20 protein-coding genes and 2 tRNA genes are annotated in these 22,654 nt (G+C 67.9%); 8 read left to right on the forward strand and 14 right to left on the reverse strand.

Annotation, left to right across the window (positions count from 1 at the left end; genetic code table 11):
* Position 1 precedes the first annotated feature (1 nt).
* Positions 2-877, reverse strand: coding sequence for a hypothetical protein (locus EP28_RS06830; protein ID WP_049983247.1), 876 nt, complete (start codon positions 875-877; stop codon positions 2-4).
* Between the two features lie 164 nt (positions 878-1,041).
* Here EP28_RS06830 and EP28_RS06835 point away from each other — a divergent pair.
* Positions 1,042-1,115: transfer RNA gene (locus EP28_RS06835), tRNA-Tyr, on the forward strand.
* Between the two features lie 313 nt (positions 1,116-1,428).
* Here the strand turns inward: EP28_RS06835 and EP28_RS06840 are convergent.
* The 3 genes from EP28_RS06840 to EP28_RS06850 all read right to left on the reverse strand — a co-directional run bounded on the left by EP28_RS06840 (position 1,429) and on the right by EP28_RS06850 (position 6,154).
* Positions 1,429-3,873 (reverse strand): DUF2309 domain-containing protein, encoded by a 2,445-nt coding sequence (locus tag EP28_RS06840; protein ID WP_049983248.1) that lies wholly within the window; start codon positions 3,871-3,873, stop codon positions 1,429-1,431.
* Complete coding sequence (locus tag EP28_RS06845) at positions 3,863-5,347, reverse strand: proton-conducting transporter transmembrane domain-containing protein (protein ID WP_049983625.1); 1,485 nt, start codon at positions 5,345-5,347, stop codon at positions 3,863-3,865. The genes EP28_RS06840 and EP28_RS06845 overlap by 11 nt, the downstream gene beginning before the upstream one ends.
* Positions 5,348-5,647: 300 nt before the next feature.
* On the reverse strand, positions 5,648-6,154 hold the full coding sequence (locus EP28_RS06850; RefSeq protein WP_049983249.1) for an Lrp/AsnC family transcriptional regulator: 507 nt from the start codon (positions 6,152-6,154) through the stop codon (positions 5,648-5,650).
* 81 nt (positions 6,155-6,235) lie between these two features.
* On the opposite strand from EP28_RS06850, the gene EP28_RS06855 reads away from it, so the two are divergent.
* Positions 6,236-6,712: a universal stress protein gene (locus EP28_RS06855; RefSeq protein WP_049983250.1), complete on the forward strand. Its 477-nt coding sequence runs from the start codon at positions 6,236-6,238 to the stop codon at positions 6,710-6,712.
* A gap of 54 nt (positions 6,713-6,766) precedes the next feature.
* Here the strand turns inward: EP28_RS06855 and EP28_RS06860 are convergent, their stop codons facing one another.
* The 5 genes from EP28_RS06860 to EP28_RS06880 all read right to left on the reverse strand — a co-directional run bounded on the left by EP28_RS06860 (position 6,767) and on the right by EP28_RS06880 (position 10,639).
* On the reverse strand, positions 6,767-7,390 hold the full coding sequence (locus EP28_RS06860) for a DJ-1/PfpI family protein (protein ID WP_049983251.1): 624 nt from the start codon (positions 7,388-7,390) through the stop codon (positions 6,767-6,769).
* Between the two features lie 181 nt (positions 7,391-7,571).
* A complete protein-coding gene (locus tag EP28_RS06865) occupies positions 7,572-8,261 on the reverse strand; it encodes an SCO family protein (protein WP_049983252.1) in 690 nt (229 codons plus the stop codon).
* Positions 8,262-8,321: 60 nt separating this feature from the next.
* A complete protein-coding gene (locus tag EP28_RS06870; RefSeq protein ID WP_049983253.1) occupies positions 8,322-9,185 on the reverse strand; it encodes a sulfite exporter TauE/SafE family protein in 864 nt (287 codons plus the stop codon).
* Positions 9,186-9,380: 195 nt separating this feature from the next.
* Positions 9,381-9,455 (reverse strand) — tRNA-Glu (locus EP28_RS06875).
* 119 nt (positions 9,456-9,574) lie between these two features.
* Positions 9,575-10,639 carry a zinc-binding metallopeptidase family protein gene (locus EP28_RS06880; RefSeq protein WP_049983254.1) on the reverse strand — a complete coding sequence of 355 codons (1,065 nt, stop codon included), beginning with the start codon at positions 10,637-10,639 and terminating at the stop codon, positions 9,575-9,577.
* 138 nt (positions 10,640-10,777) lie between these two features.
* Here EP28_RS06880 and EP28_RS06885 point away from each other — a divergent pair, with 138 nt between their 5' ends.
* Positions 10,778-11,842, forward strand: a complete 1,065-nt coding sequence (locus tag EP28_RS06885; protein ID WP_049983255.1) for a zinc-dependent metalloprotease — start codon at positions 10,778-10,780, stop codon at positions 11,840-11,842.
* An 80-nt stretch (positions 11,843-11,922) separates the two neighbouring features.
* Here EP28_RS06885 and EP28_RS06890 read toward each other — a convergent pair whose 3' ends face one another.
* Positions 11,923-12,678: a hypothetical protein gene (locus tag EP28_RS06890; protein ID WP_049983256.1), complete on the reverse strand. Its 756-nt coding sequence runs from the start codon at positions 12,676-12,678 to the stop codon at positions 11,923-11,925.
* 231 nt (positions 12,679-12,909) lie between these two features.
* On the opposite strand from EP28_RS06890, the gene EP28_RS06895 reads away from it, so the two are divergent.
* The 3 genes from EP28_RS06895 to EP28_RS06905 are packed head-to-tail and all read left to right on the forward strand — an operon-like array spanning position 12,910 to position 16,438.
* Positions 12,910-14,043 carry a tRNA (guanine(26)-N(2))-dimethyltransferase gene (locus EP28_RS06895; protein ID WP_049983257.1) on the forward strand — a complete coding sequence of 378 codons (1,134 nt, stop codon included), beginning with the start codon at positions 12,910-12,912 and terminating at the stop codon, positions 14,041-14,043.
* A gap of 60 nt (positions 14,044-14,103) precedes the next feature.
* A complete protein-coding gene (locus EP28_RS06900; protein WP_049983258.1) occupies positions 14,104-15,420 on the forward strand; it encodes a YihY/virulence factor BrkB family protein in 1,317 nt (438 codons plus the stop codon).
* Positions 15,421-15,454: 34 nt separating this feature from the next.
* Positions 15,455-16,438, forward strand: coding sequence for a phosphatase PAP2 family protein (locus EP28_RS06905; RefSeq protein ID WP_049983259.1), 984 nt, complete (start codon positions 15,455-15,457; stop codon positions 16,436-16,438).
* Positions 16,439-16,573: 135 nt separating this feature from the next.
* On the opposite strand, the gene glnA is transcribed toward EP28_RS06905, so the two are convergent.
* Complete coding sequence (gene glnA, locus EP28_RS06910) at positions 16,574-17,944, reverse strand: type I glutamate--ammonia ligase (RefSeq protein ID WP_049983260.1); 1,371 nt, start codon at positions 17,942-17,944, stop codon at positions 16,574-16,576.
* A gap of 126 nt (positions 17,945-18,070) precedes the next feature.
* Between glnA and lrp the strand changes: the two genes are divergently transcribed.
* Positions 18,071-18,532 carry an HTH-type transcriptional regulator Lrp gene (gene lrp / locus EP28_RS06915; RefSeq protein ID WP_049983261.1) on the forward strand — a complete coding sequence of 154 codons (462 nt, stop codon included), beginning with the start codon at positions 18,071-18,073 and terminating at the stop codon, positions 18,530-18,532.
* A gap of 82 nt (positions 18,533-18,614) precedes the next feature.
* Here lrp and EP28_RS06920 read toward each other — a convergent pair whose 3' ends face one another.
* Together EP28_RS06920 and gap are read right to left on the reverse strand one after the other, a co-directional pair.
* Positions 18,615-19,835, reverse strand: a complete 1,221-nt coding sequence (locus tag EP28_RS06920) for a phosphoglycerate kinase (protein ID WP_049983262.1) — start codon at positions 19,833-19,835, stop codon at positions 18,615-18,617.
* A gap of 100 nt (positions 19,836-19,935) precedes the next feature.
* The gene (gene gap, locus EP28_RS06925; RefSeq protein ID WP_049983263.1) at positions 19,936-20,988 is read right to left on the reverse strand and encodes a type I glyceraldehyde-3-phosphate dehydrogenase; all 1,053 of its coding nucleotides are present in this window, start codon (positions 20,986-20,988) and stop codon (positions 19,936-19,938) included.
* A gap of 173 nt (positions 20,989-21,161) precedes the next feature.
* On the opposite strand from gap, the gene EP28_RS06930 reads away from it, so the two are divergent.
* Positions 21,162-21,551: an Hsp20/alpha crystallin family protein gene (locus EP28_RS06930; RefSeq protein ID WP_049983264.1), complete on the forward strand. Its 390-nt coding sequence runs from the start codon at positions 21,162-21,164 to the stop codon at positions 21,549-21,551.
* Between the two features lie 48 nt (positions 21,552-21,599).
* On the opposite strand, the gene EP28_RS06935 is transcribed toward EP28_RS06930, so the two are convergent.
* On the reverse strand, positions 21,600-22,502 hold the full coding sequence (locus EP28_RS06935; protein WP_049983265.1) for an ATP-grasp domain-containing protein: 903 nt from the start codon (positions 22,500-22,502) through the stop codon (positions 21,600-21,602).
* Between the last annotated feature and the right edge of the window lie 152 nt (positions 22,503-22,654).

Below are 22,654 nucleotides of genomic sequence, written 5' to 3' on the forward strand. Positions count from 1 at the left end.
TTCACTCGGAGAAGTCTGACAGCGAGCCGTGGGGGTCGCCGTCGGGGGTGTCGCCCTCGGTGGTGTCGCCCTCGCCGCTCTCGTCCGCGCGATCGGCGTCGCCGCCGATGGTCTCGGGTTCGGCCCACGGATCGTCCGGGTCGACCGGCTCGACGGCCCGGTCGAGCTCCGCTTCGGTGTAGTCGTGGTCCTCGTCGAGCAGCATGGCGAGCCGCTGCCACCGAGCGCTGTGTTCGCCTTCGCCTTCCGGTCCCACCCGCGCGCCGCGCGTCTTGAAAAACTCCGTGCCGCGGCCGAGTCGCGACCCCTCGCCGGTGTGGCCGTCGAAGACCGCGTCGAACTCGCCGCCCGGTTCGAGGTCGCCGACCGGGAAGTCGTGAGCGGGCTCCTCGCCGCGTTCACGGGCCTCGGCGCGGCGATCGGCGACGGCCCGAAAATACTCGTCTGCGTTCGGTCCCTCGCGGGTCGACTGCGCGCGCGCGGCGGCGAGCGCGGCGTGGATCGCACAGAGTCGCCCTTTCCACTCGGCGGGCTCCCACCGCTCGGTGGCGAGTTCCTCGTAGCGCTGGATGGTGAGCGCGACCTCGCTGCCGGCGCGGAGGTCCTCGACGATGTACAGCGTCAGGCGGTCCCAGAGGTTCCACGCGTAGCCTGAGCGCGAAAGCTCCCACGCGGCCCACGCGGCGACCTCCTCGTCGGAGCGTCTCACGGCCTTCTGGAGGAGGCTGGAGACGGCGTAGCGGTTGTAGCCACCGTCGGTCTCGTTCGGCTCTTTCGGCTCGCCGAAGTCGTTCTCGCCGGTCGCGTCGGGCGTCGTGTCGGTCTCCAAGCTGCCGTCCGACCCGAACGTCGCCTGTCTGTCGTCGCCGTCGGCCATACGCCCGCTCCCGGCGCGAGCGACTTAAAAACCGCGCGGAGGCGTCGGCGGTTCGTCGGTGAAATCGAAGACCGTTCCGTCGTCGGATCGGACCGCGGTACGACTGCCCACACCGGGGGCGAAAGAGAACCCTTAAGTTGGATCCGGCGGCTACGATTCAGTGACCGCCCTTAGCTCAGCCTGGTAGAGCAGTCGACTGTAGATCGACTTGTCCCCCGTTCAATTCGGGGAGGGCGGACGTTCTCTGAGGCCGGTGACGAATCGGCTGCCGATCGACTTGTCCCCCGCTTCCGTGAGCGGAGCGAACGAGAGGCAGCGAGTCGCCCGAAGGGCGTCTCGCCCGCTTCAATTCGGGGAGGGCAGACGTTCTTTCCGACCGATCCGCGACAGCTATAGATCGACTTGTCTCCCGTCCCCGCGAGCGAAGCGAGCGGAAAACAGCGAGACGACAGTAGAGAGTCTCGCGCGTTTCAATTTCGGGGAGGGCGGACGCTCCTTCCGGCCGATCCGTGACCGACTGCGAACCCTGAGTCTGTTGACGCCGTCCGTGCCTAGTCGTCCGCGACGGCGGGCACAGTCGGCGTCGCCGCCTCCGTGTCGACCGCGTCGGGCGCCGCTGTCCACTCCAGTTCCTCCTCATAGTGGAACGCGCGGTGGTCCTGCGTCGGGTCGACGACGGTCACCGAGAGCCAGTCGTTGTCGAGGAGTTCGGTCAGTTCCTCGTGGGCGGCCAAGACGTCGGTGACGCGGTCGACGGGCGCGTGGATCACGGTCGAGAGGCGGAGCGGCTGGTGGTACGGCGTGTCGTCGGCGGCGAAAAGCGACTGCGAGGGGAGTCCGGTCATCAGGTCGCCGCCGTTGCCCTGATACACGCCGACGTTTCCGACCGGGTTCTGCGTCACCTTCGACCCGCCGCCGTAGACGGCGTTATCGACCGTCGAGAAGTAGTACTGGGCGTTGATCCACTGGGTGACGACCATCGGCCCCGTGAGGATCGCTTCGAGCGCGTCGCCGTCGGGGTCCGTCGACCAGTCGTACGAGTGGAGGAAGGCGCGACCGTCGAGGTCGAGGCCGCTCGTCAGGTCGCGCGGGCCGACGACGAACCCGGCGTTGCCGGCGAGCCCCCATTCCGGACGCGTCTCGGCCCAGTCGGCGGCGCGGCGTTCGGCTTCGGCGACGCTCTGTGAGCCGTCCGCGCCCATCGATTCGAGGCGTTCGGCCGCCGCGTTCTCCCGGGCGGTCGCGAGGTCCGCACGGAGCCGGTCGAGGTCGTCGGCGTGGCTCTCGGGGACGCCGTCGTCGAAGAGTTCCACCTCGTCCGTCGTCGTGTTGTGTTGACCGGCCAGAAAGACCGTGTCGTCGGGGATATCGAACCCGCGGTCACGGAGGTCTGCCCTGACGGCCTCGTCGTTGCAGATCGCCGCGAGGATGCGGGCGTTCGGACCGCCGGGGTTGCCGGCGCAGGCGCCGCAGTCGAGGCTCGAACCGTACGGGTTGTTCGCCGTCTCGCTCGCGTGACCCGTGAAGACGACGAGCCGACCGAACGCCTCCCAGCCCATCAGTTCAAAGGCGGTGGCGGCGTACTCGACCTTCTCGTCGCGGGTCAGTCCCACGGGCAGGTCGCCGGCGTAGGTGTGCTGATGGTCGACGAGTTGGTCGCAGAACTCGTGGCTGTCGGGCGTCGCGTCGTCCGCGGTTTCGATGACGTCGCGGACGCGACCGGGGACGAGCGTGCGGGCCGCGAGCGCGAGCCCGTACCCGCTGCCGGCGCTCTCGACGAAGCCGAACGCGGTGGCGGGGTTCGTCTTCAGCGTCTCGATCACCTCGCTCGCGGCCTCTCGGAGGTTCGAGAGGCGGTCGTGGGTCGTCTGCGTGTCCCTGTCGACCGGGACCTCGGAAACCCGGTGTTGCGGGTCGAGGATGGGTGGACAGGCGTCGACAGCCACGTCGGAGCCGTACTCCCGATACTCGACGGGAACGCCGAAGAAGCCGGCGTACCCGTGCGTCTCGTACTCGCCGGTCGCCTCGACGTGACGGCGGAGTATCTCCGAACGCGTGTCGATACAGAAGACGAGTTGCGCGTCGGGACGACCGTCCGCGTCGCTCTCTGCGACGACTTCGTCGGCGGCGCGAGCCTCGCTCGCGTCCGCGACGCGAGCGACGAGGTCGTCGCGGTACGTCGCCTCCCACGCGCTCAAGAACGCGTCTGCGAGCGCGTCGTCCGGCCGGGGCTCGGGGTCGTCTGAACCGACCGACGGCTCGATGTCGACATCGAAAGCGCAAAGCAGCGCGAGCCGGGCCGCGAGATACCCTTCGAGCGTGATCGGATGCGCGGACTGCCACGCGCCGCCGTCGGCCGCGCGTTGTTTGATCAGACCGGTCCAGCCGGGGAGCGCGGCGAGCTGTTCTTCGAAGATGGGGACGAACTGGCTCTCGGGGTGGGCGTCGAGCACGGCGTCGATGGCGTCGATCGGCGACGCCGGAAGCTCCGCGATGCGCTCGCCGTCCGGAACCCGTCCGTCGATCGCGGCCACCGAGCGGAAGGCGCTGTAGAACCCGTCCTCGCGGTTCGGCATCGACCACTTCGCCTGTCCCTCGTCGAGGAACGCCGACAGCCACTTCGTCAGCACGCGGTCGACCCGGTCGGCGTCCGAGCGCTCCGCGCCGGCGTCGGCGTCCGGACGCTCCGCGTGAGCCCCGGTTTCAAGCCGGTCTAGGAGGGTTTCGGGGTCGGCGTCGTAGCCGCGCTCTGCGAGTTCCGCCCGGAGGGCCTCGGGATCTATCTGTCCGTGATCGAGGGCCGCCCGGAACGTCTCGGGACTCGGGTACCCGCGGCCGCCGAAGAGGGCAGACGCCTGCGTGACGGCCTCCCCGAACGGCACGTCCTCGAAGCCGGACAGCGGGTTGGCCGTCACGAACGAGTGAATCGGCCACGTCGGTCCGACGGTGGCTGCTGCTTTGTCGATACGATCTGCTATCGTGTGGTCAGTGCTCATCGTAGTCCTCCGTGGCGGTCAAGACGGTACTCGAGACGGGCTGGCTCGCGTTCAACAGCGCGACGTAGAGGCGCTGGCTCCGCTCGTGGACGCCGGTCTCTATCGCGACGTAGACGGCGAGGAAGACGGCCGCGACGAGCGCGTGCGCGGCGCTCAGTTGGGTCGGAGATGCGACGACCGGAAGCCCCGACAGGACGCCCGAGATCGCCTCGTAGACGAGCGCGTAGACGGCGATGGCCGGGAGAAAGACGAGCGGAACCGCGCCGTAGCGGGCGTTCGCGGAGAGGGAGGTGTGCGTGACGGCGCTGCGAGCCGCGTGGAGCGTCGTGAGCACGACGAACACCACGAGCAGGAGGCCGCTGTCGACGCTCATTCCCTTGCCGGTGAGGACTGCGAACAGCGCGCCGCCCGCGACGCCGGTCGCAAGGACGACCGCGGTGCCCGCGAGACTCGTCTCGCGGGTGTCTCCCTCGGCCGCACTGGTGTGTTCGACCTGTCCGCCCGCGCTGAGAAAGTGGTACGCCTTGTAGAATCCGTGCAGAACGAGGTGTGTGACGGCCGCACCGAAGAAGCCGAGGCCGGCCTGCATGATCATGAATCCCATCTGTCCGACCGTCGAGCAGCCCAGCTCGCTCTTGGCCGCTGCCTGAACGGATTTGAGCAGCTTTCCGAGCAGGGCGCTCGTCGCGCCGACGGCCACGACAGCGAGCATGAACGTGGCGTCGACGGTCACGACCGGCGCGAAGCGGAGGAGCAGGATCCCGCCCGCGTTGACGAACCCGGCGTGCATCAGGGCCGAGGCGGGGGTCGGAGCCGTCATCGAGGAGAGCAGCCACCGGTGGAACGGGACGAGCGCGGACTGAATCATCGCGGCGAGGAGGAGCGCGGTCACGGCGACGAGCCACGCCGGCCCCCCGAGGCCGTCGGCGGCAGCGGCGACGCCCGATACCGAGGTCGCGCTGGTCGCCCACCACAGCGCCGTCAGCGCGACACCGAGCAGCGCGCTGCTGGCGAGGAAGTACCGCCGGGCGACGCGCGCGGCGGCCCGCGCCTGATTCCAGCCGTCGAGGGTGCCGATGAGGTTCGCCATCACGAGCCCCATCGCCAGCCACAGGCCGGCGAACAGGGCGAGGTGGTCTGCGGCCACGAGCGCCATCACGGCGGCCGTGAATCCGAACACCCCGAGGAAAAAGCCCGTCTCGTGGGCGCTTCCGGCCATGTAGCGGCGCGAGTAGCTGTGGACGATCCCGCTGAAGAAGGTGACGACGACCCACATCAGGGCCGTCAGGCCGTCGACGGCGACCACGCCGGGAACCCCCCACGCGCCCTCGATTCGAACGCGAGCGACGAGGACGGCGACGCTCGCGGCGAACAGCGACCACACGAGCCACGTTAGTGCGACGGGCACGAGCGACGACTCCGCCGTCGTGTCCGGAAGTGCTCCGACCGTCGGCTTCGAACTGTGTCCTGACATCGTGTAGCCCATCGGACGACCAGCGCCTGTGAGCGAGACGGGAACTGAATCCTATTCTGGTCGCGTCTACTTGCTTCTAATAACAGAACACGTATTAAATCTGTTTGTATTCACAAACTGTTCGCAATTTTCCCATTATAGAACATTATGTTTTTGCGGCTGTGTCGCGGGGGCTGTCGCGGTCACCTCACTGGGAAGGCGGTGTCTCGGACGGTGAGTCGGTGTTATGTCCGACTGAAAAGGAGGCGTCGTCGACGGACGACGGAGTGTCTTCGGCCGACTACGGGTGCCGTCGACACACTACGGAGTGTCTTCGGCCGACTGAGAACCGCCCTCAGTGTGGTCCCCGGAGTCGAACTTCCCGAACGGGGTCGTCTCGTGGGTTCGCACGAGCACCTCGTCGGCGACGGTGAGGTCCATGTCGATGAGCGCCTGTGCGACGGGCGTGATGTCGCTGTCCGTCTCGCCGACCGCAGTCACGAGGAGGTTCTGTTCGCCGGTGACCAGCTCCTGGACCGAGACGACGCCGTCGATGGATAGAATGTCGTCGATCAGGCCACCGCGCTCCACGATCGACGCGGTACAGTAGAGCAGCATTCTGAGCGGATATCCCGATTTCTGATAGTCGACGCTCGCGCTGTATCCCTTGATTACACCGTCGGATTCGAGCCGTTGAATCCGCTTGCGAACGGTGCTGTCCGAGGTGCCGGTCCGCTCCGCGATGTCGCCTGACGACATGTTCCGCGCGTCTTCCTGAAGCGCGTACAGGATCGCCGTGTCCACGTCGTCGATCTCCTCGTCGGCCATGCCCGTCTCTCCGAGAGGGAGCCACTTTACCTTTTAACGTTACCGACAGCGTATTTATCCCCGGTGTGTAACGTTTCACGCATGACCCTCGTCGTGGTCCCCGTTCGATACCCACCGTCGTCTCACTCGGAGGCGACACTACGGGAGGCCGTCCGCGTCGCGGAAGAGCGCGACGCCGAACTCACGGTCCTCCACGTGGATCTGTACCAGAACTCGGGGGGCGTCTCGCGCAGCGACCTCAAGCGCGCGGTCGAAGAGCGACTGGGCCGACTGGACCGCGCGCGGTACGTGGTCCGCCGCGGCTTCCTCGTCGAGGAGACCATCCTCGAAGAGATCGTCGCCGAGGGCGCGGACGTCGTCGTTATCGGTTCGAAGCAGGCGGGTCGCTGGCGGCGCATGGTCCAGAAGCTGCTCTCGGACCCCGACATCGACTCGTTCCTCCGCAGCGAACTGGACTGCACCGTCATCACCGTGGACGCCGACGGCGGCACGACGAGCAACGAGGCGGGCGAGAGCCCGAGCGACGCGGCACCGCTCCCCGACGACGGCGGCGGCTGACGGGCCGGGCGTTTGCGGGGGTCTTCGAATTTCCCGCGTCCTCGACGCGCTCGCCTACACCGGGCCGGTGACCTCTCCCCGTCGGTCGTATTCGAGCACGGTCGCCACGCGCTCTGCAGTCGACGCCCCGAGTTCCCGTTCGACGAGGTACAACGCGAGGTCGATCCCGGCGGTGATCCCGCCCGCGGTGATCAGGTCGCCGTCGTCGACGACCCGCGCGTCGACGACCCGGGCGCCTGACTCGCGGAGTTCGTCGAGCGCCGACGCGTGCGTAACGGCCCGGCGTCCGTCGGTGACGCCCGCCTCGGCCAACAGCATCGATCCGGTACAGACCGAGGCGATAGTCACGTCAGCGTCGTGGTACCGGGCGAGCGCGTCGGGCAGGTCGCCCCGCTGCGCTTCGGCCCACGCGCTCGCCTCCTCGTCGCGCGCCCGCCACCCGCCGCCGGGGACGACGAGCAGGTCGGGGGCGTTCGCCGCGGTCGGTTCCGGCAGTGCGGCGTCGACCCCGACGCGCGTCCCGTGGCTCGCCGTCACCGTCTCGCGCTCGCCGAGCGTCACGTATCGGACGCGGCCTGCATCGGCCGCGTCGACCGCGAACGCGTGATCGAACACCTCGTACGGGCCGATCCCGTCGAGTTCGTCGAAGCCGTCGTACACCACCACGTCGACGTTCATACCGGCCGTGAGACAGCGACCGGTATGTGTGTTGCCCTCATGTGACAGCTAGGCATGGGAACGACCGGGCGGCGATCGGCGGTGGTCGGTGGTGATCGGCGGTGGTTGGTGGTGATCGGCGGTGGAGTACGATAGATGGCGATCGCGATCGATAAATGGCGATTGCGATCGGCGGGTGACGTCAGCGATCGGCGAACGCTTCGACGACGGAGCTGACGTCGTCCGCGACGCGCTCGCGGTCGATCCGCTCGCCGCGATACGCCCGCTCGACGACGCCGTCGGGATTCACGAGCAGCGTCACGACGAGGTGAGTGAAGTCGTATCCCTCGATCCGCGACCGCTCTGTCGTCCGCTCGAAGCCGATTCCCAGCCGCTCTTGGACAACCGTCTTCGCGCGCTCTCGACTCTCCGGGCGGAGGTAGTGCCAGTTGCCGGCCGCGAGGTCGACGCCGATCGCCTCGGCGTTGCGCCGCAGTTGCGCCTCGTCGTCGCGTTCGGGATCGAACGTGATCGGGAGGAAGAGCGTCTCGTCGGTGAGTCCCGCCTCCGCGATCCGGTGTTGGACGCCGACCAGTCGACGGAGAAGGATGCTACACTCGACGGGACAGGAGGTGAACACGCCCGTCACGAGCGCGGTCCGGTCGAGCGCCTCGCTGTCGATCGTGACGTCGGCGATCGGGTCGGTAAGTTCGAACGAGGGGAGCGGTTGGCCGTACGCGGGATACGCGAGATCCTCGCTGTCGGCGATCTGGTCCTCCTGTGGATCGAGGACGACATCTTCTGGATCGTCTCCGAACAGCCGCGCCGTGCATCCGGCGGTCGCCGCCGCAGTCAGCGCGCCGACGCTCCCGAGCAGCCTCCGGCGTTCCATACCCGATCGCAGGCGCCGTCCGGACATAACGCGTCTGGTGCGTCCGTCGAACGTGCCGGATCAGAGCGGCGAGTAGTAGGGGATCGGTGGGTGAGGAAGCGGAACGCCGATCGTCGCGAGCCCGTGTTGAAGCGGGATATACCCGAGTGCGACGAAGGCGACCCCGAGCACTCGGTGGAGCCGCATCCGCGTCTCGACGCCCACGGACTGGAACACGGTTCCAAAGAGGAACATCGCCGGCACCGTTCCAGCGCCGAGTGCGGCGAGCGCGGCCGCGCCACCGACGGCACTCCCCTGCACGAACGCGTACAGGAACGCCGGGTACAGAAGCGGACACGGGAGGAGTCCGTGGGCAGCGCCGAGGCCGACGATCCGCCAGCCGCCGACCCACGCGTCGACGTGCGGAACGAGTCGGTCGGTGACGACATTCGTCGCCGACGAGAGGCCGGGAACCGGCAGCGCGTGCAGTTGCAGCCGTAGCGCGTATCTGACCCCGATAGCGATGATTGCGCCGCCGACGAGAATCCCGGTGAGCGCGTGCACGTCGTCCGCGACCGTCGTGACCGTCCGCGCGCTGACGAACGCCACGCTCCCCGCGAGGCCGAACAGCCCGCCGATGGCGGCGTAGCTCGTCGTCCGACCGAGGTTGAACAGGGCGTGCTGGCGCACCTGTCGAACCGTGAGACGATCCGCGCGCGACCCGGTGCCGGGACGGTCGGCGTCGCCGCGCATGCGGTCGGCGTACGTCGTGACGAGCGGGCCGCACATGCCGATGCAGTGAGCCCCGCCGAGCAGCCCGACGAGCGCGAACACGACGAGACTCAGCGGCTCCGCCGAATAGATCGATCCGGTCGGTTCGCACGTCGTCGCGGCGGCGCTCGGCTCCGGGCGAAGCGGGGCGAGAAACGTCGCGAGCGCATCCATACACGCCGTAGGCGTCGGCCGACACTAACCGATCTGGTGCGACTGACGAACGAAGTACGACGGAAAGGAAAAGCACGACAGAAAGGGAAAGCACGACAGAAAGGAAAAGCACGACTGGAAGGAACTCAAAATCCTTCGCGCCTGTCGGACCGTCGGCTGCGAAAACTGTCGTTAGGATTGAGAACGGAACGAGAATGCTCCGGCTGGGATTTGAACCCAGGTCATCACCGTGAGAGGGTGATATGATTGGCCGGACTACACCACCAGAGCGCGCGTCTCCTACGCATTCGTCGGTACGAAAGGAGATTGTAAAACAGTTCCGTTTCGCCGCTTCCGTGCCCCAGTTTACCGTGACAGAGACCGGCGCTCACGCGCCGTCGCCGGACCGCTCACACGTCGACGGCGAGCGGCGTCGCGTCGGGTGCGCCGGCAGCGATCGCGGCGAGGAGGTCTGCGACCGCGTCGAGGTCACCGGTGTCTATCACCTCGACCGGCGTGTGCATGTAGCGGTTCGGGATCGAGACGGTGAGCGACGGGACGCCACCGCGGGCGGTGTAGAACGCGTCCGCGTCGGTGCCGGTCCGCGTGCCGGCCGCCTGCAGTTGCACGTCGATGTCGGCGTCGGTCGCGGCGGTCGTGGCGAGGTCGACGAGCGCGGGGTGGTTCGCGCTCCCGCGGCTCACCACCGGTCCGGCTCCGAGTTCGACCGGACCTCGGTGCTCGCGGTCGACATCCGGAGTGTCGGTGGCGTGGGTGACGTCCACTGCGACGAACGCGTCCACATCGTCGAGGTCGACGCCGACCATCCGCGCGCCCTGCAGTCCGACCTCCTCTTGAACCGTGGACACGGCGTAGACGGTCGGAGCCACCTCGGCAGCGGCGGCGCGACGGAGGCCCTCTGCGGCCGCCCACGTCCCGGTTCGGTTGTCGATCCCCCGCGCGGCGATCCGGTCGCCGGCCAGCTCCGCCGCGGCGGTCGAGAACGTGACGGGGTCGCCGATCTCGACGTGCTCGCGAGCCTCGTCGGCGTCGGCCGCGCCGATGTCGACGAACTGCCCGGCGATGTCCTCGTGTTCTTCGTTACCGGTGTCACGGAGGTGGATCGCGGTCTGTCCGATCACGCCGTTGACGGGGTCGTCGGCGTGGACGGTGACGTGTTGTCCCTTCGAGACGGTGCGGTCTGACCCCCCGATCCGACCGATCCGGAGGTAGCCGTCGTCGAGGACGTCTCGAACGATGAATCCGATCTCGTCGGCGTGGCCGGTGAACGCGAACGTCGGTGCCTCGGGGTCTCCCTCGTGGACGGCGACCGCGTTGCCGTACGCGTCGGTCGACACCTCGTCTGCGAACTTGCGGACGTATTCGGTCCAGACGCGCTGGCTCGCCGTCTCGAAACCGGACGGACTGGCGGTCGCGAGCAGGTCGTCGAGGAACGCCCGCTGTGGCTGGTTCATGAGTGTGGCTGTCGCGGCACAAACAATAAATCGCCGGATCCGCCGCTCGAACCGGTGACAGCGTCCGCATTCGGTGTCTCCCTCGGCACTCGACGACACCGCCACAAGGGATTTGAATCGGGTCCACCTCTGATAGGCATGGACATCCTCCGCAGCGCCCGGGTCGTCTCCGAGGCGTCCGGTTCCGGCGTCGCCGATTGGGACCGGGCCGCCGCGGCCGCGAAGACGAGCACCGATCCCGGGTCGCTCGCGCTCACCGGCGCGGATCGAGAGGGCTACGCGACCGACGTTCGCGACGCGAACGCGCGCCTCCGCGACGTCGCCGGGATCGACTTCGACGTGCCGGAGACGATCGAGGTACAGAACCGCCACCACTGGATCGACGCGAGCGCGGACACTTTTCGGCGGGTGATGGCTCCGATCGAGGCGGCCGCGACCGGTTCGAAGGCGACCGATTCGGACGCACCCTATCGAGAGACGGGGGGCTCCGGTGGGCAGTTTGCCCCCGCACTCGGGGACGCCTCCGCGGTCGGCGGGACGTGGGAGCCGGTGCGTGACCTCTCTCGGATCGCCAACACCGGCTCGATGGCGTTCGCGCTCGGGTTCCTCGCGCGAAACGTGCTCGGCCAGTACGATCCACTGTTGCTCGCCGACGAGCCCGACGCCGACCACGGACTGTACTTCGTCCACCCGAACATCGTCCGCGTCGCGGCGACGCTCGACGTCGAATTTCCTCGGTTCAGGCGGTGGATCGCTTTCCACGAGGTGACGCACGCGGCGGAGTTCGGCGCGGCACCGTGGCTCCCCGAGTACCTCGAATCTCGGGTCGAGCGCGGCGTCGACGGCCTCTCAGCCGGCGGGTTCGACCCGGCCGCGTTTGCGGAGCTACAGACCGCGATGACCGCGGTCGAGGGGTACGCGGAGGTGCTCATGGACCGCGCGTTCGACGGCGAGTACGCCGACCTGCGCCGGAAGCTCGACGCCCGGCGCGGAGGCGGCGGCCCGGTACAGCGGCTCGCGCGACGCCTGCTCGGTCTCGGACTCAAACGCCGACAGTACGAGCGCGGCGCGGCGTTTTTCACACACGTCGCCGACGCCCGCGGAATCGAGGCCGCAAGCTCCGTCTGGGACGGCCCCGAGGCCCTTCCGAGCGCTGCCGAGATCGACGACCCGTCGGCGTGGATCTCGCGCGTCGACCCGTGACCGCCTCCCGATCGCTCCTGCGGAAACGCGCGATGTTCGTCCCGCCGGTTCCCGCGTCTGTTCACGGAGCGCCCGCCGTCTTACCGTGAGCTGTCCTCCGCCGCGTCGCCGGGCGTCTCGCTGTCGTCATCCTCGTCTTCGCTCTCCGCGTCGTCCGTCTCATCTTCCGCGGTGGCGCTTTCTACGGTTTCTTCGACCGTTTCTTCGACCGTTTCTTCGACTTTCTCGCCGACTGTCTCCTCGACCGTCTTCTCCACCGTCTCCTCGACTTTCTCACCGACGGTCTCTTCTACCTTCTCGCCGACCGTTTCCTCGACCGTCTTCTCGACCGATTCGCCGACGGTCTTTTCCACCGTCTCCTCGACCTTCTCACCGACCGTTTCTTCTACCTTCTCGCCGACGGTCTTTTCCACCGTTTCTCCGACCGTCTCCTCGACCGTCTTCTCGACCGATTCGCCGACGGTCTTTTCCACCGTCTCCTCGACCGTTTCTTCTACCTTCTCGCCGACGGTCTTTTCCACCGTCTCCTCGACTTTACCGGTCACTTCTTTGTCGACGGTGTCACCGACGGTCTTCTCCACTTCCCTGTTGACCGTGTCACCGACGGTCTTCTCCACTTCCTTACCGACCTGATCTGCGACCTCGCGGGTCATCCAGTCGGGATCGAACCGTGCCATCTTCCAGACGACGTGGACGACGTAGGACGCGAACACACCGATACCGAACGCGACGCCGACGTCGTTGGGTTCGAACGTCGCGATGAGCACGATGGACAACACGATCAGCGCGCCGTACGCGATATCCGTGAGCGCGTCCACGCGGGCGGGACTCGCCATCGTCACCACCCCACCGTACCGGCGTCCCGGGCCGTCGCTCTCGGCTGTCGGCGTTCCTCGATATCCACCCGCCGCTTCGACGTGTTGGGGGTCATATATGCGTCATCCGCGCTGACGGGGTAAAATGACCGTGCTTCTGTGTCGACGCCGCGACCGAGGCCAGAGTCTAGATTCCGCCGATCGCCGCTCGCGGAGCGCGGTCCTTTTGTGCCGGATGGGCGAACGCGGAGCATGGACATAGAGGAGGGCGGCGTCACCGTCTCCGTTCCGGAAGCGCGCGACGGGGCGAGCGAGGGGACCGGCGGCGGTGTCTTCTTCAACCCCACACAGGAGCTGAACCGCGACATCACCGTCGCGGCGCTTCGCGCGTATCGCGACCGCGAGCCGCGCGCCGCCTCGTACCTCGACGCGATGGCGGCCTCCGGGATCCGTGGCGTCCGCGCCGCCGCAGAAGGGTACGACGTGACCTGCGCCGACGTCGACCCCGACGCGGTCGCCCTCGCGGCCGAGAACCTCGCCGACAACGGCCTCGACGGAGCGACCGTCCGGCGCGACGTGAACGCCCTGCTGTACGACGACGGGCCGTTCGACGTCGTCGATCTGGACCCGTACGGAACGCCGATCCCCTTCGCCGACGCGGCGTTCGCGAACGGCCGGAACCTGATCTGCGTCACGGCCACGGACACCGCGCCGCTCTGTGGCGCGCACCTGCAGAGCGGGATCCGCAAGTACGGGGCCGTCCCCCGAAACACCGACTACCACCCCGAGATGGGGCTCCGGACGCTGATCTCGGCGCTCGTCCGGACCGCAGCGCGCTACGACAAGGCGGCGACACCGATCGTCTCGCACGTCTCGCGTCACTACGCTCGGACGTACCTCGAACTGGAGTCCGGCGCGCGGGCGGCGGACGCCTGCGTCGACGAACTCGGCTACGTCGATCACTGCGAGGACTGCCTCTGGCGCGAGCCGACAGCGGGACTGATCGCCGACCCCGCCGACGCCTGCCCGGTCTGCGGGAGCGACCGCGTGCTCACGGCCGGCCCGATCTGGCTCGGTTCCGTCGCCGACGCAGAGTTCGCTCGCGCGGTCCGCGACCGCGTCACGGACGACATGGGCGAGGCGAAGCGCGCTCGAAAGCTGCTCGACACGGTCGCGACCGAGATCGAGACGCCGACGCACTACGACCAACACCGGCTGTACAAGCAGTGGGGCGAGCCCGCGATCGGCATGGACGAGTTCGTCGCGCACCTGCGTGCGGCCGGTCACGAAGCGAGCCGCGCCCACTACCGCGGCACGGCGGTCAAGACCACGGCGTCGATCCCCGAGATGCGCGAGGCGATCCTCGGCGACGACGCGGGCGACTGAGTCGTCTCTCGTCCCACTGAGACCCTCTCGTTTTTGTCGCGATCGCCCGAATCACCCCGTGTGTCCCGCCACGCGACCGCCGCAGTCGATACCGTTCGCCGCGTCGCCGACGTCGCGATCGACCGGCAGGTGACGTTCCTCGCCGCCGCGATCGCCTACTACGCGTTCGTCTCGCTTATCCCCGCGCTGCTGTTGCTCGTCGTCGTCGCGAGCGCGGTGTTCGGCGAGACGATCGCCGCCCGGGTCGTCGCAGCGACGGGAGAGTTCCTCACACCGGCCGGACAGGGCGCGGTCGCCGCGGCGGTCTCGTCGGCCGGCGGCCGGACCGGAGCCGGCGTGCTGGGACTCGCCGTCCTGCTCTGGTCGACGCTGAAGGTGTTCCGCGGGCTCGACACCGCGTTCGGCACGCTGTACGGCGTCGAGAAACGCCCCTCCCTCCCGGAGCAAGTTGTGGACGCGGTCGCGGTCGCGGTCGCCGTCGGCGTCGGCATCGGGACGATGGTCGCCGTCGGCGCGTTCGTCGCGGCCGCGGACGCGGTCCCGGCGGTGGAGGCGGCGAGCCTCCTCGCGCTCCCGACGGTGCTCGCGGTCGTGTTCCTCCCCCTGTACTACCTGCTTCCGGAACCCTCGGTGTCGGTTCGAGAGGCACTGCCCGGTGCGGTGTTCGCCGCGGTCGGCTGGACGCTCCTGCAGGCCGGCTTTCAGGTGTACGCCGCGAGCGCCGGCCAGTACCAGGTGTACGGCGTCATCGGCGGCGTCCTGCTTCTCGTCACGTGGCTGTACCTCGCCGCCGTCGTCGTCGTCCTCGGTGGCGTGGTCAACGTCGTGCTCGCCGCCCGCGATCGCCCCGGAGTGGCCCCGCGGAGATCCCGTCGACCGGACCGCGGTGGGCTCCCGGCCCGCCACGGTGCGGACCGGCAGTTACAACACGCCCGCGACCGACCCCCGAGTATGAACGGCGAGTCGGACGGTGCAGCCGGTGCCGGCGACGAGGAGCGCCCGCGTGGGGCCCCGGACGTCGCGGCGCTGCGAGAGGAACTCAGCGAGCTCCGTGCGGAGTTCGACGAGTTCGAGGACGACGTCGAGGACCGAACCGTCGACAAACCCGCGGTCGAAGCCGAGCTGAAACGGTACGTTCGCAGCCGGATGCGTCGCGGGCACGCCCGCGGTTGGGGACCATACCTCGTGTTGCTGTACGGAACGGTGCTGACGCTCGGGGCGTTCGCGTTGCTCGATGGCCTCTACGCCATCGCCGCCATGGTGATCCTCGGGCTGTCGACGCTCGGGCTGTACACCCTCTTTATCATCGTCGGCATCGGCCTGAACGTGCTTGAGACGCCCGGAAAAGCGCTTGAGTACGCACGCGACCGGAAATGACGGCGGGGGCTGTCAGCCGAACGGTGATCGAGGCGTGACCGGACTCGTCCCGGCCGAACGCGGCGTCGGAGAGACCGCCGTCGTCGACGCGCTCCCGGAGTTCGTGGTCGTCGTCTTCGCCGCCGTCACCCACCTCGCGGACCCGTGGTTCCTTTTCGCCCTGCTCGCGCTCGGCTACTGGTTCGCGGACGAGAGGGTCGCGGGCTCGCCGCGCCGCGCCGGCGCGACGGCGATCGCGGTCGTCACCTGCGCGTACGCCGTCGTCGCGGTCGGCAAGGCGTGGTTCGCGGCCCCGCGACCGCCGGGCGCGATGCCTCCGGCCAATGTGCCGACCTGGCTCCCCGACGTGCTCGGCGGATGGTTCAGAGCGCAGGTTCTCTCCGACGGATTCGGCTTTCCGAGCGGTCACGCAACCGGCGGAGCGGCGGCGTACGGCGCGCTGGCGCTTTTGTACGACCGCGTCTGGACGCATCGCCGACGGCTCCTCGGCGCGGGCGTCGTCGCGGCGTCGGTCGCGGCCTCGCGCGTCGTCATCGAGGTGCACTACCTCGCGGACGTGGTCGTTGGCGTCGCTGTGGGCGCGGGCGTCGTCGCCGGCGGACTCCGGCTCGCCGGCGACCCTCGGTTCCGTTCCGACGGGGGAACTGCGTCCCACGACCCGACGACCGCGCTCGATCCGACGCCGGCGTTCCTGTCCGCCGCGGCGCTCTCCGTCGTCGCCGCCGGTCTCGCCGTCACCGCCGGCCACACCGGCGAGGTCGTCGAGGCGGGGATCGGGATCGCCACCGGCGTCGGCGGCGGGGTCGGCTGGCGGTTCGTCGACGGGGACGAGCCCCCGGTCCCGGTCCGGATCGTCGTCCCCGCGCTGGCGGTCACCGGCGCGCTCTGGGTCGGCGCGTACGCGCTCGCGGACTCGCTTCTCGTCACGCTCGTCGCGACGACAGCCGCGGTCGTCGCCGTGGTCGCGCTGCCGGCCGTGGCGGACGGCGGCCGCGACGCGGTTCTCTCCGGGCGCTGATAGGCGACGCGAACGCCGTTCACGTCGCCGCTCGGACCGAGGATCGATCGCACGGAAAACACGGACGCTGACGAGCGATGCGGGCCACCACGATCGGCCGGTCAACAAAGAAACAAAAAACGTCCTACCGGGCGCTTAGAACGTCTCTAGGTAGCGGTCTTCCTCCCAGCCAGAGACCTGAGTCAGGTACTCGCTGAACTCCTGTGACTTCGCTTCCGCGAACTTCTCTGAGGTGTGGGGGCCGAGCGCGTCCTGAATCACGTCGTCGGCTTCGAGGGCCTCGACCGCCTTGCCGAGGTTCGGCGGGAGCGTGTCGATGCCGTACTCCTCGCGTTTCTCGTCGTCGAACTCGTAGATGTCCTCGCGAACCGGCTCGCCGGGGTCGGCGTCGGTCTCGATGCCGTGGAGTCCGGCGGCGATGAGCGACGCCATCCCGAGGTAGGGGTTACACGACGGGTCGGGGCTGCGGACCTCGAAGCGGGCGGAGACGCCGGCGGCGTCAGGAACGCGGACGAGCGCCGAGCGGTTCGTGTCGGACCACGCGACGTAGATGGGTGCCTCGTAGCCGGGCACCAGCCGCTTGTAGGAGTTCACGGTCGGGTTCGTGACGGCCGTGAACGCCTGCGCGTGGTTCAGGATGCCGCCCATGAACTGGTAGGCAGTCTCGCTCAGGTTGAACTCGTCGTCGTCGTCGGCGAAGGCGTTGCCGTCCTCGTCGAAAAGCGAGATGTGGCTGTGCATCCCCGAGCCGTTGATCTCCGCTATCGGCTTGGGCATGAACGTCGCGTGGAGGTCGTGCTGCTCTGCGACCGCGCGGACGACGGCGCGGAACGTCGCGATGTTATCCGCGGTCGTGAGCGCGTCGTCGTACTTGAAGTTGATCTCGTGTTGGCCCTCGGCGACCTCGTGGTGGGAGGCCTCGATCTCGAAGCCCATCGCTTCGAGCGTGAAGATGATCTCCTTGCGGACGTCGCTCGCGAGGTCCTTGGGAGCCAGATCGAAGTAGCCGCCGTTGTCGTGCGGGATGGTCGTCGCGTTGCCATCCTCGTCTTTCTCGAACAGGAAGAACTCGGGCTCCGGGCCGATGGAGACGGAGTACCCCATGTCGTCCGCCTTCTCGAGGACGCTCTTGAGCACCTGACGCGGGCCGCCGACGAACGGTTCGCCCTCCGTCGTCACGATGTCACAGATGAGTCGCGCGGCCCCGCTGTCGCCGTCGCCGTCGCTGCGCCACGGGAGCACCGCGAACGTGTCGGGGTCGGGGACGAGCCGCATGTCCGACTCCTGGATGCGCACGAACCCCTCGATGGAGGAGCCGTCGAAGTAGATCCCTTCGGTGAACGCCTTCTCGGCCTGGTGAGCAGGCACGGAGACGTTCTTCACGACCCCGAGGATGTCGGTGAACTGGAGCCGGAGGAAGTCGACGTTCTCCTCTTCGATCTCGTCGAGTACCGCCTGTTCTTTCGCCGTTAGACCGCCGTCTGGTTTCGCGTGTTCGTCCGTCATGTTCTGGACGTCTCATTCGTTATCTGCCAGTATAAAGGCCTTATCGCTTGGCGCATGAACCGCCAGTCGCGCAAGAATGCTGGACGTTCGTAAAATTATAAACCCCTGAACACATGGTTAGGTGTGATGACGTACGAAAACCTCGACGCGAAACTCGTCAACTCCCTTCTCAGCAACGGCCGCGCGAGCCTCAGAAGCCTCGGCGACGAACTCGACGTCTCGGTCACCACCGTCTCGAATCACCTGCGCGACCTCGAAGACGAGGGCGTGATCCGCGGCTACACGCCCATCGTCGACTACGACAAGCTCGGATACGACGTGACGGCGGTACTCCAACTCAAGGTAGAGGGGAGCGCGCTCCCCGACGTGACGGAGAAGCTTCGCAAAGAGAAACAGATGGTGAGCGTCTACGAGGTCACCGGCGACTACGACGTGATCGCGATCGGGAAGTTCACCGACACCGACGGGATGAACGACCAGATCAAGGCGATCCTCACGGACGCGGACATCCGCGAATCGAACACGAGCGTCGTGTTGAACGCGGTCTCCGAGAACGAGCAGTTCGACCTCGACCTCAACGAGGAGTAGGCCTCGCGCGCGGTGGCACTGTGTTACCGTCGGCCCAGTCCCGTCGGCCCAGCCCCGTCGGCCCTCGCCCCGACTCCTCTCGCTACCGGTTCGCCGCCGCTTCCAGCGCCTCGACCGCCGGGAGGGGTTCGCCGGTGAGCGCGCGGATGTACGCGCCGCCCGCGATGGAGACGTGCGAGAAATCGTCCTCGTCGAGTCCGTACATCTCGATGGCCCGTGAGGTGTCGCCGCCGCCGACGACGGAGAAGCAGTCAGTCTCAGCGATCGCGTCGAGGACGCCGACGGTCCCGTCGGCGAACCGCTCGTCCTCGAAGACGCCGAGCGCTCCTTTCACGAAGACGGCGTCGGACTCGCGGATCGGCGGCTCGTAGTCGGCGACCGTCGCCGAGCCCACGTCGAGGTAGGCGTCGCGCTTCTCGTCGATATCCTCGACGGCGACCTCGGCGCGGCCGCCGTCTTCCGCCTCGTACGCGAGGTCGGTCGCGAGGCGGATCGCGTCGCCGCGCTCGTCGAGCACCGACTCGATAAGCTCGCGGTTCCGCTCCCACTGCTCGTCGAACAACTCCATGCCCTCAAGATCGTGACCGACCGGGTGGCCCGCGGCGCGCAAGAACAGCTCGCCGGCGACGCCGCCCAGCAGGAACCGGTCGACCCGGTCGTCCAAGGCGTCCATCACGCCGATGACGTCGGTCGCTTTGGTCCCGCCGACGACCATCGTCACGGGGCCGTCGAACTCGCGGGTCGCGATGGCGGTGTTGGCCTCGTACTCCGTCTCCATCACGCGGCCGGCGTACGACGGGAGCACGAGCGGGAACCCGACGAGCGAGGCGTGCTTGCGGTGGGCCGCGGAGTAGGCGTCGTTGACGTACGCGTCGACGTGGCCCGCAAGCGTTCGAACGAACGCCGTCTCGGCCTTCTCCTCCGGGCTCTCCTCCGGCAGTTCGTCGTCGCACATCCGCGTGTTCTCGACGAGGAGAATCTCGCCGGCGTCGAGCGCGTCGATCGCCGCCAGCGCCTCCTCGCCGTAGGTGTCGTCGACGAAGCCGACCGCGCGGCCGACGTGGTCGCCGAGGATGTCGGCGTGGCCCGCGAGGGTGGTGAAGTCGTCGCGGCCGGGGCGGCCCTGATGGGCCAGACAGACGACGCGGTGGCCCGCCTCGGCGAGTTCGCGGACGGTCTCGGCGTGGCGCTCGAAGCGGCGGTTGTCCTGCGGTTTCCCGTCTTCGATCGGTGAGTTCAGATCGAGTCGAACGAGGACGCGCGAGTCGGCTGGCAGGTCGTCGATGGTGGCGAACGTGGACATGAGTGAGCGATGGACGGTGAGCTACTTAGTTACCGGGCGGTCGATCGGCGGTGCTGCGGCGAGGCGGCCTCGTACGGCGGACCGCGTGTGCGTCGACGGCTCACGCCTCGTCGTGGACGTACGCGGCCATGTCCAACATCCGGTTCGAGAAGCCGTACTCGTTGTCGTACCACGTCAGGATCTTCACCAGCTTCCCGCCGGCAATCACGTTCGTCGACCGGAGGTCGACGTAGCTGGAGAACGGAAGCCCGACGATGTCCGAGGAGACGACCTCGTCGTCGGTGTATCCCAAGACGCCGGCGAGCGGTCCCGAATCGGCGGCGTCGCGGAAGGAAGCGTTGATCTCCTCCGCGGTGGCGGTCTCGTCGAGGCTGACGACGAACTCGGTGATGGAGCCGGTCGGGACGGGCACGCGCATCGCCATCCCGTCGATTTTGCCCTCCAGTTGCGGGAGGACCTGTTGGGCGGCACCCGCGGCACCGGTCGAGGTCGGGACGATGTTCTCCGCCGCGGCGCGGCCGCGCCGGGTCTTCGCCTTCGGGCCGTCGATCAGGCTCTGGGAGCCGGTGTAAGCGTGGACGGTAGTGAGCGTCCCGGCGTCGATGCCGAACTCCGCGTCGAGCACCTTCGCGACGGGCGTGATGGAGTTCGTCGTACAGGAGGCGTTCGAGATCACGTCGTCACCCTCGTATTCGTCGTGGTTGACACCGTAGACCAACTGTTTGACCGGATCCTCGCCTTTCGGCGGCGCGGAGATGATGACGGTGTCCGCGCCGCCCTCCAGGTGCGCGCTCGCGTCTTCGCGGGTGCGGAAGACGCCCGTACACTCTAAGGCGACGTCGACATCGAGATCGTCCCACGGGAGGTCGGCGGGGTCTTGCACGTTGTACAGGTCGACCGCGGTGTCGCCGATCGTCAGCGCGTCGCCGTCGCGCCCGACGCCGTCGAGCCGGCCCATGACGGTGTCGTACTTCGCGAGGTACGCCATGTCGTCGAAATCCATGACGTCGTTGATGCCCACGAGTTCGATCCGCGGACTCTCCATGACCGCGCGAAAGACGTTCCGGCCGATTCGTCCGAATCCGTTGAGCCCCACGCGGACGATCTGATCGTCGCTCACGTCGTCGCCCGCAGCGAGATACGATTTACTCATATTCGAAATAGGCTACCCGCAGACACTTAAAACCGACTCAGTCGGGCTGTATCCGTCATAGACGTTCGTATTTGTTACGAACGGTATCGATCACCACCGGCCGGAGTGTATCGAACCGGGTCAATACGGCGACCGACAGAAGGCTTATCGGGATTACCCGCTTCGTGTGAGACATGGACAGAGACGACCGTGACGATCCGTTCGGCGATTTCTTCGAGGAGATCGAACGGATGATGAACGAGATGGCCAACGCGAGCGCCGGCGCGGGAGCCGGACCCGACGACGCCGGATTCGGCTCCGAGACGCATGTGGACGCGTACACGACCGACGACGGTGTCCGACTCATCGCGGACCTCCCGGCGGTCTCGAAAGACGAACTCTCGTTGCAGTGCGACGGTGAGGCGCTCACCATCTCCGCGGTCTCCGACCGGCGAGAGTACGACGAGACGGTCGAGCTCCCGGTCCCGGTCGACGAACGCTCCGCCGAAGCGACGTTCAACAACGGCGTCTTGGAGGTCGAGTTCGACCGCGACGACGACTCCGCGTCGATCGACCTCTCGTAGCTGATCCCCGATCCGCGCCGCGTGCCCGTCCCCGCTCCGCGGCCGCCGCTACCCACTGCCGCTCCGCGCCGTCCGCCGTATCAGCGCCGCGAGCCGGTCGTAAAACCCCGGCTCGTACTTCGTCGCCGCGTCGACGGTTGGGCGCGCGTTCGTCTCGTTGACGACGAGTCGGTCGTCCGTCTCCAGCAGGTCGACGCCGAGGTAGTCGATGTCGAGGACCGCAGCCGCGCGCTCGGCGAGATCGCGGGCCTCGCCGTCGAGGTCAACGCCGACCGCCTCCGCGCCGCGGTGGACGTTGTGCTTCCAGCGGCCCGCTTCGATCGCCTCGGGCGCAAGCGCGCGTCGCACGCCGCCGACGTACTCGCCGTCGACGACCATCGCTCGGAAGTCGGCGGCGTTCGGGAGGAATTCTTGGATGAGGTACGACTTGTCGCCGGTCGCGCGGTAGTCGTGCACGAGGTTCAGGTAGTCGACGACGCCGAGGAGGGAGTCGAGGTCGTCGACGACCGCGACGCCGACGCCGCGAGTCGCCGAGTTCGGCTTGACTACCACGGGGTACGAGAACGCCGCGGCCGCCGCCTCGACGACCGACTCGTCGACCGGGTTCGACACCAGCGTCGTCCGCGGGGTGGGAATCCCGGCATCGTCGAGGGCGGCGAGCACGCCGGCTTTGTTGCGTGAGGTTACCACCGCGCCGCGGCCGTTCACCCACGGAACTCCCAGCCGCCGGTCGACGACGGCACCCTCCATGAGCCGAGAAGGATAGACGAAACCGGCGTCGAAGCCGTCGAACTCGCCGCGCTCGATATCGTTGCCGTGCGTGTCGTTCGCACACACCGACAGCGCGCGCTCTTTCGCCCGTACGTGTTCGACTGCAATATCGCGATCAGCGAGTGGCTCGCGCACGCGCTCAAACGTCTCGGCGGCGGTCGTCATCGCGAGCCGAAGCATACCCGCCCTGGGGTCCGTTTAGACTTAAAAACAGTGCGTAGCGCGTCTTGGATAGCCGACCGAGTTTCGGCACCGAACAGAGACCGGAAACATACGATACCCGATAGTATCTGTCGCGGCAGTCGATGATCAATACGCTTAGGAGCGAAGAA

Origin of the sequence: Halorubrum sp. BV1 (assembly GCF_000746205.1) — an archaeon.
Taxonomy (GTDB): Archaea; Halobacteriota; Halobacteria; order Halobacteriales; family Haloferacaceae; genus Halorubrum.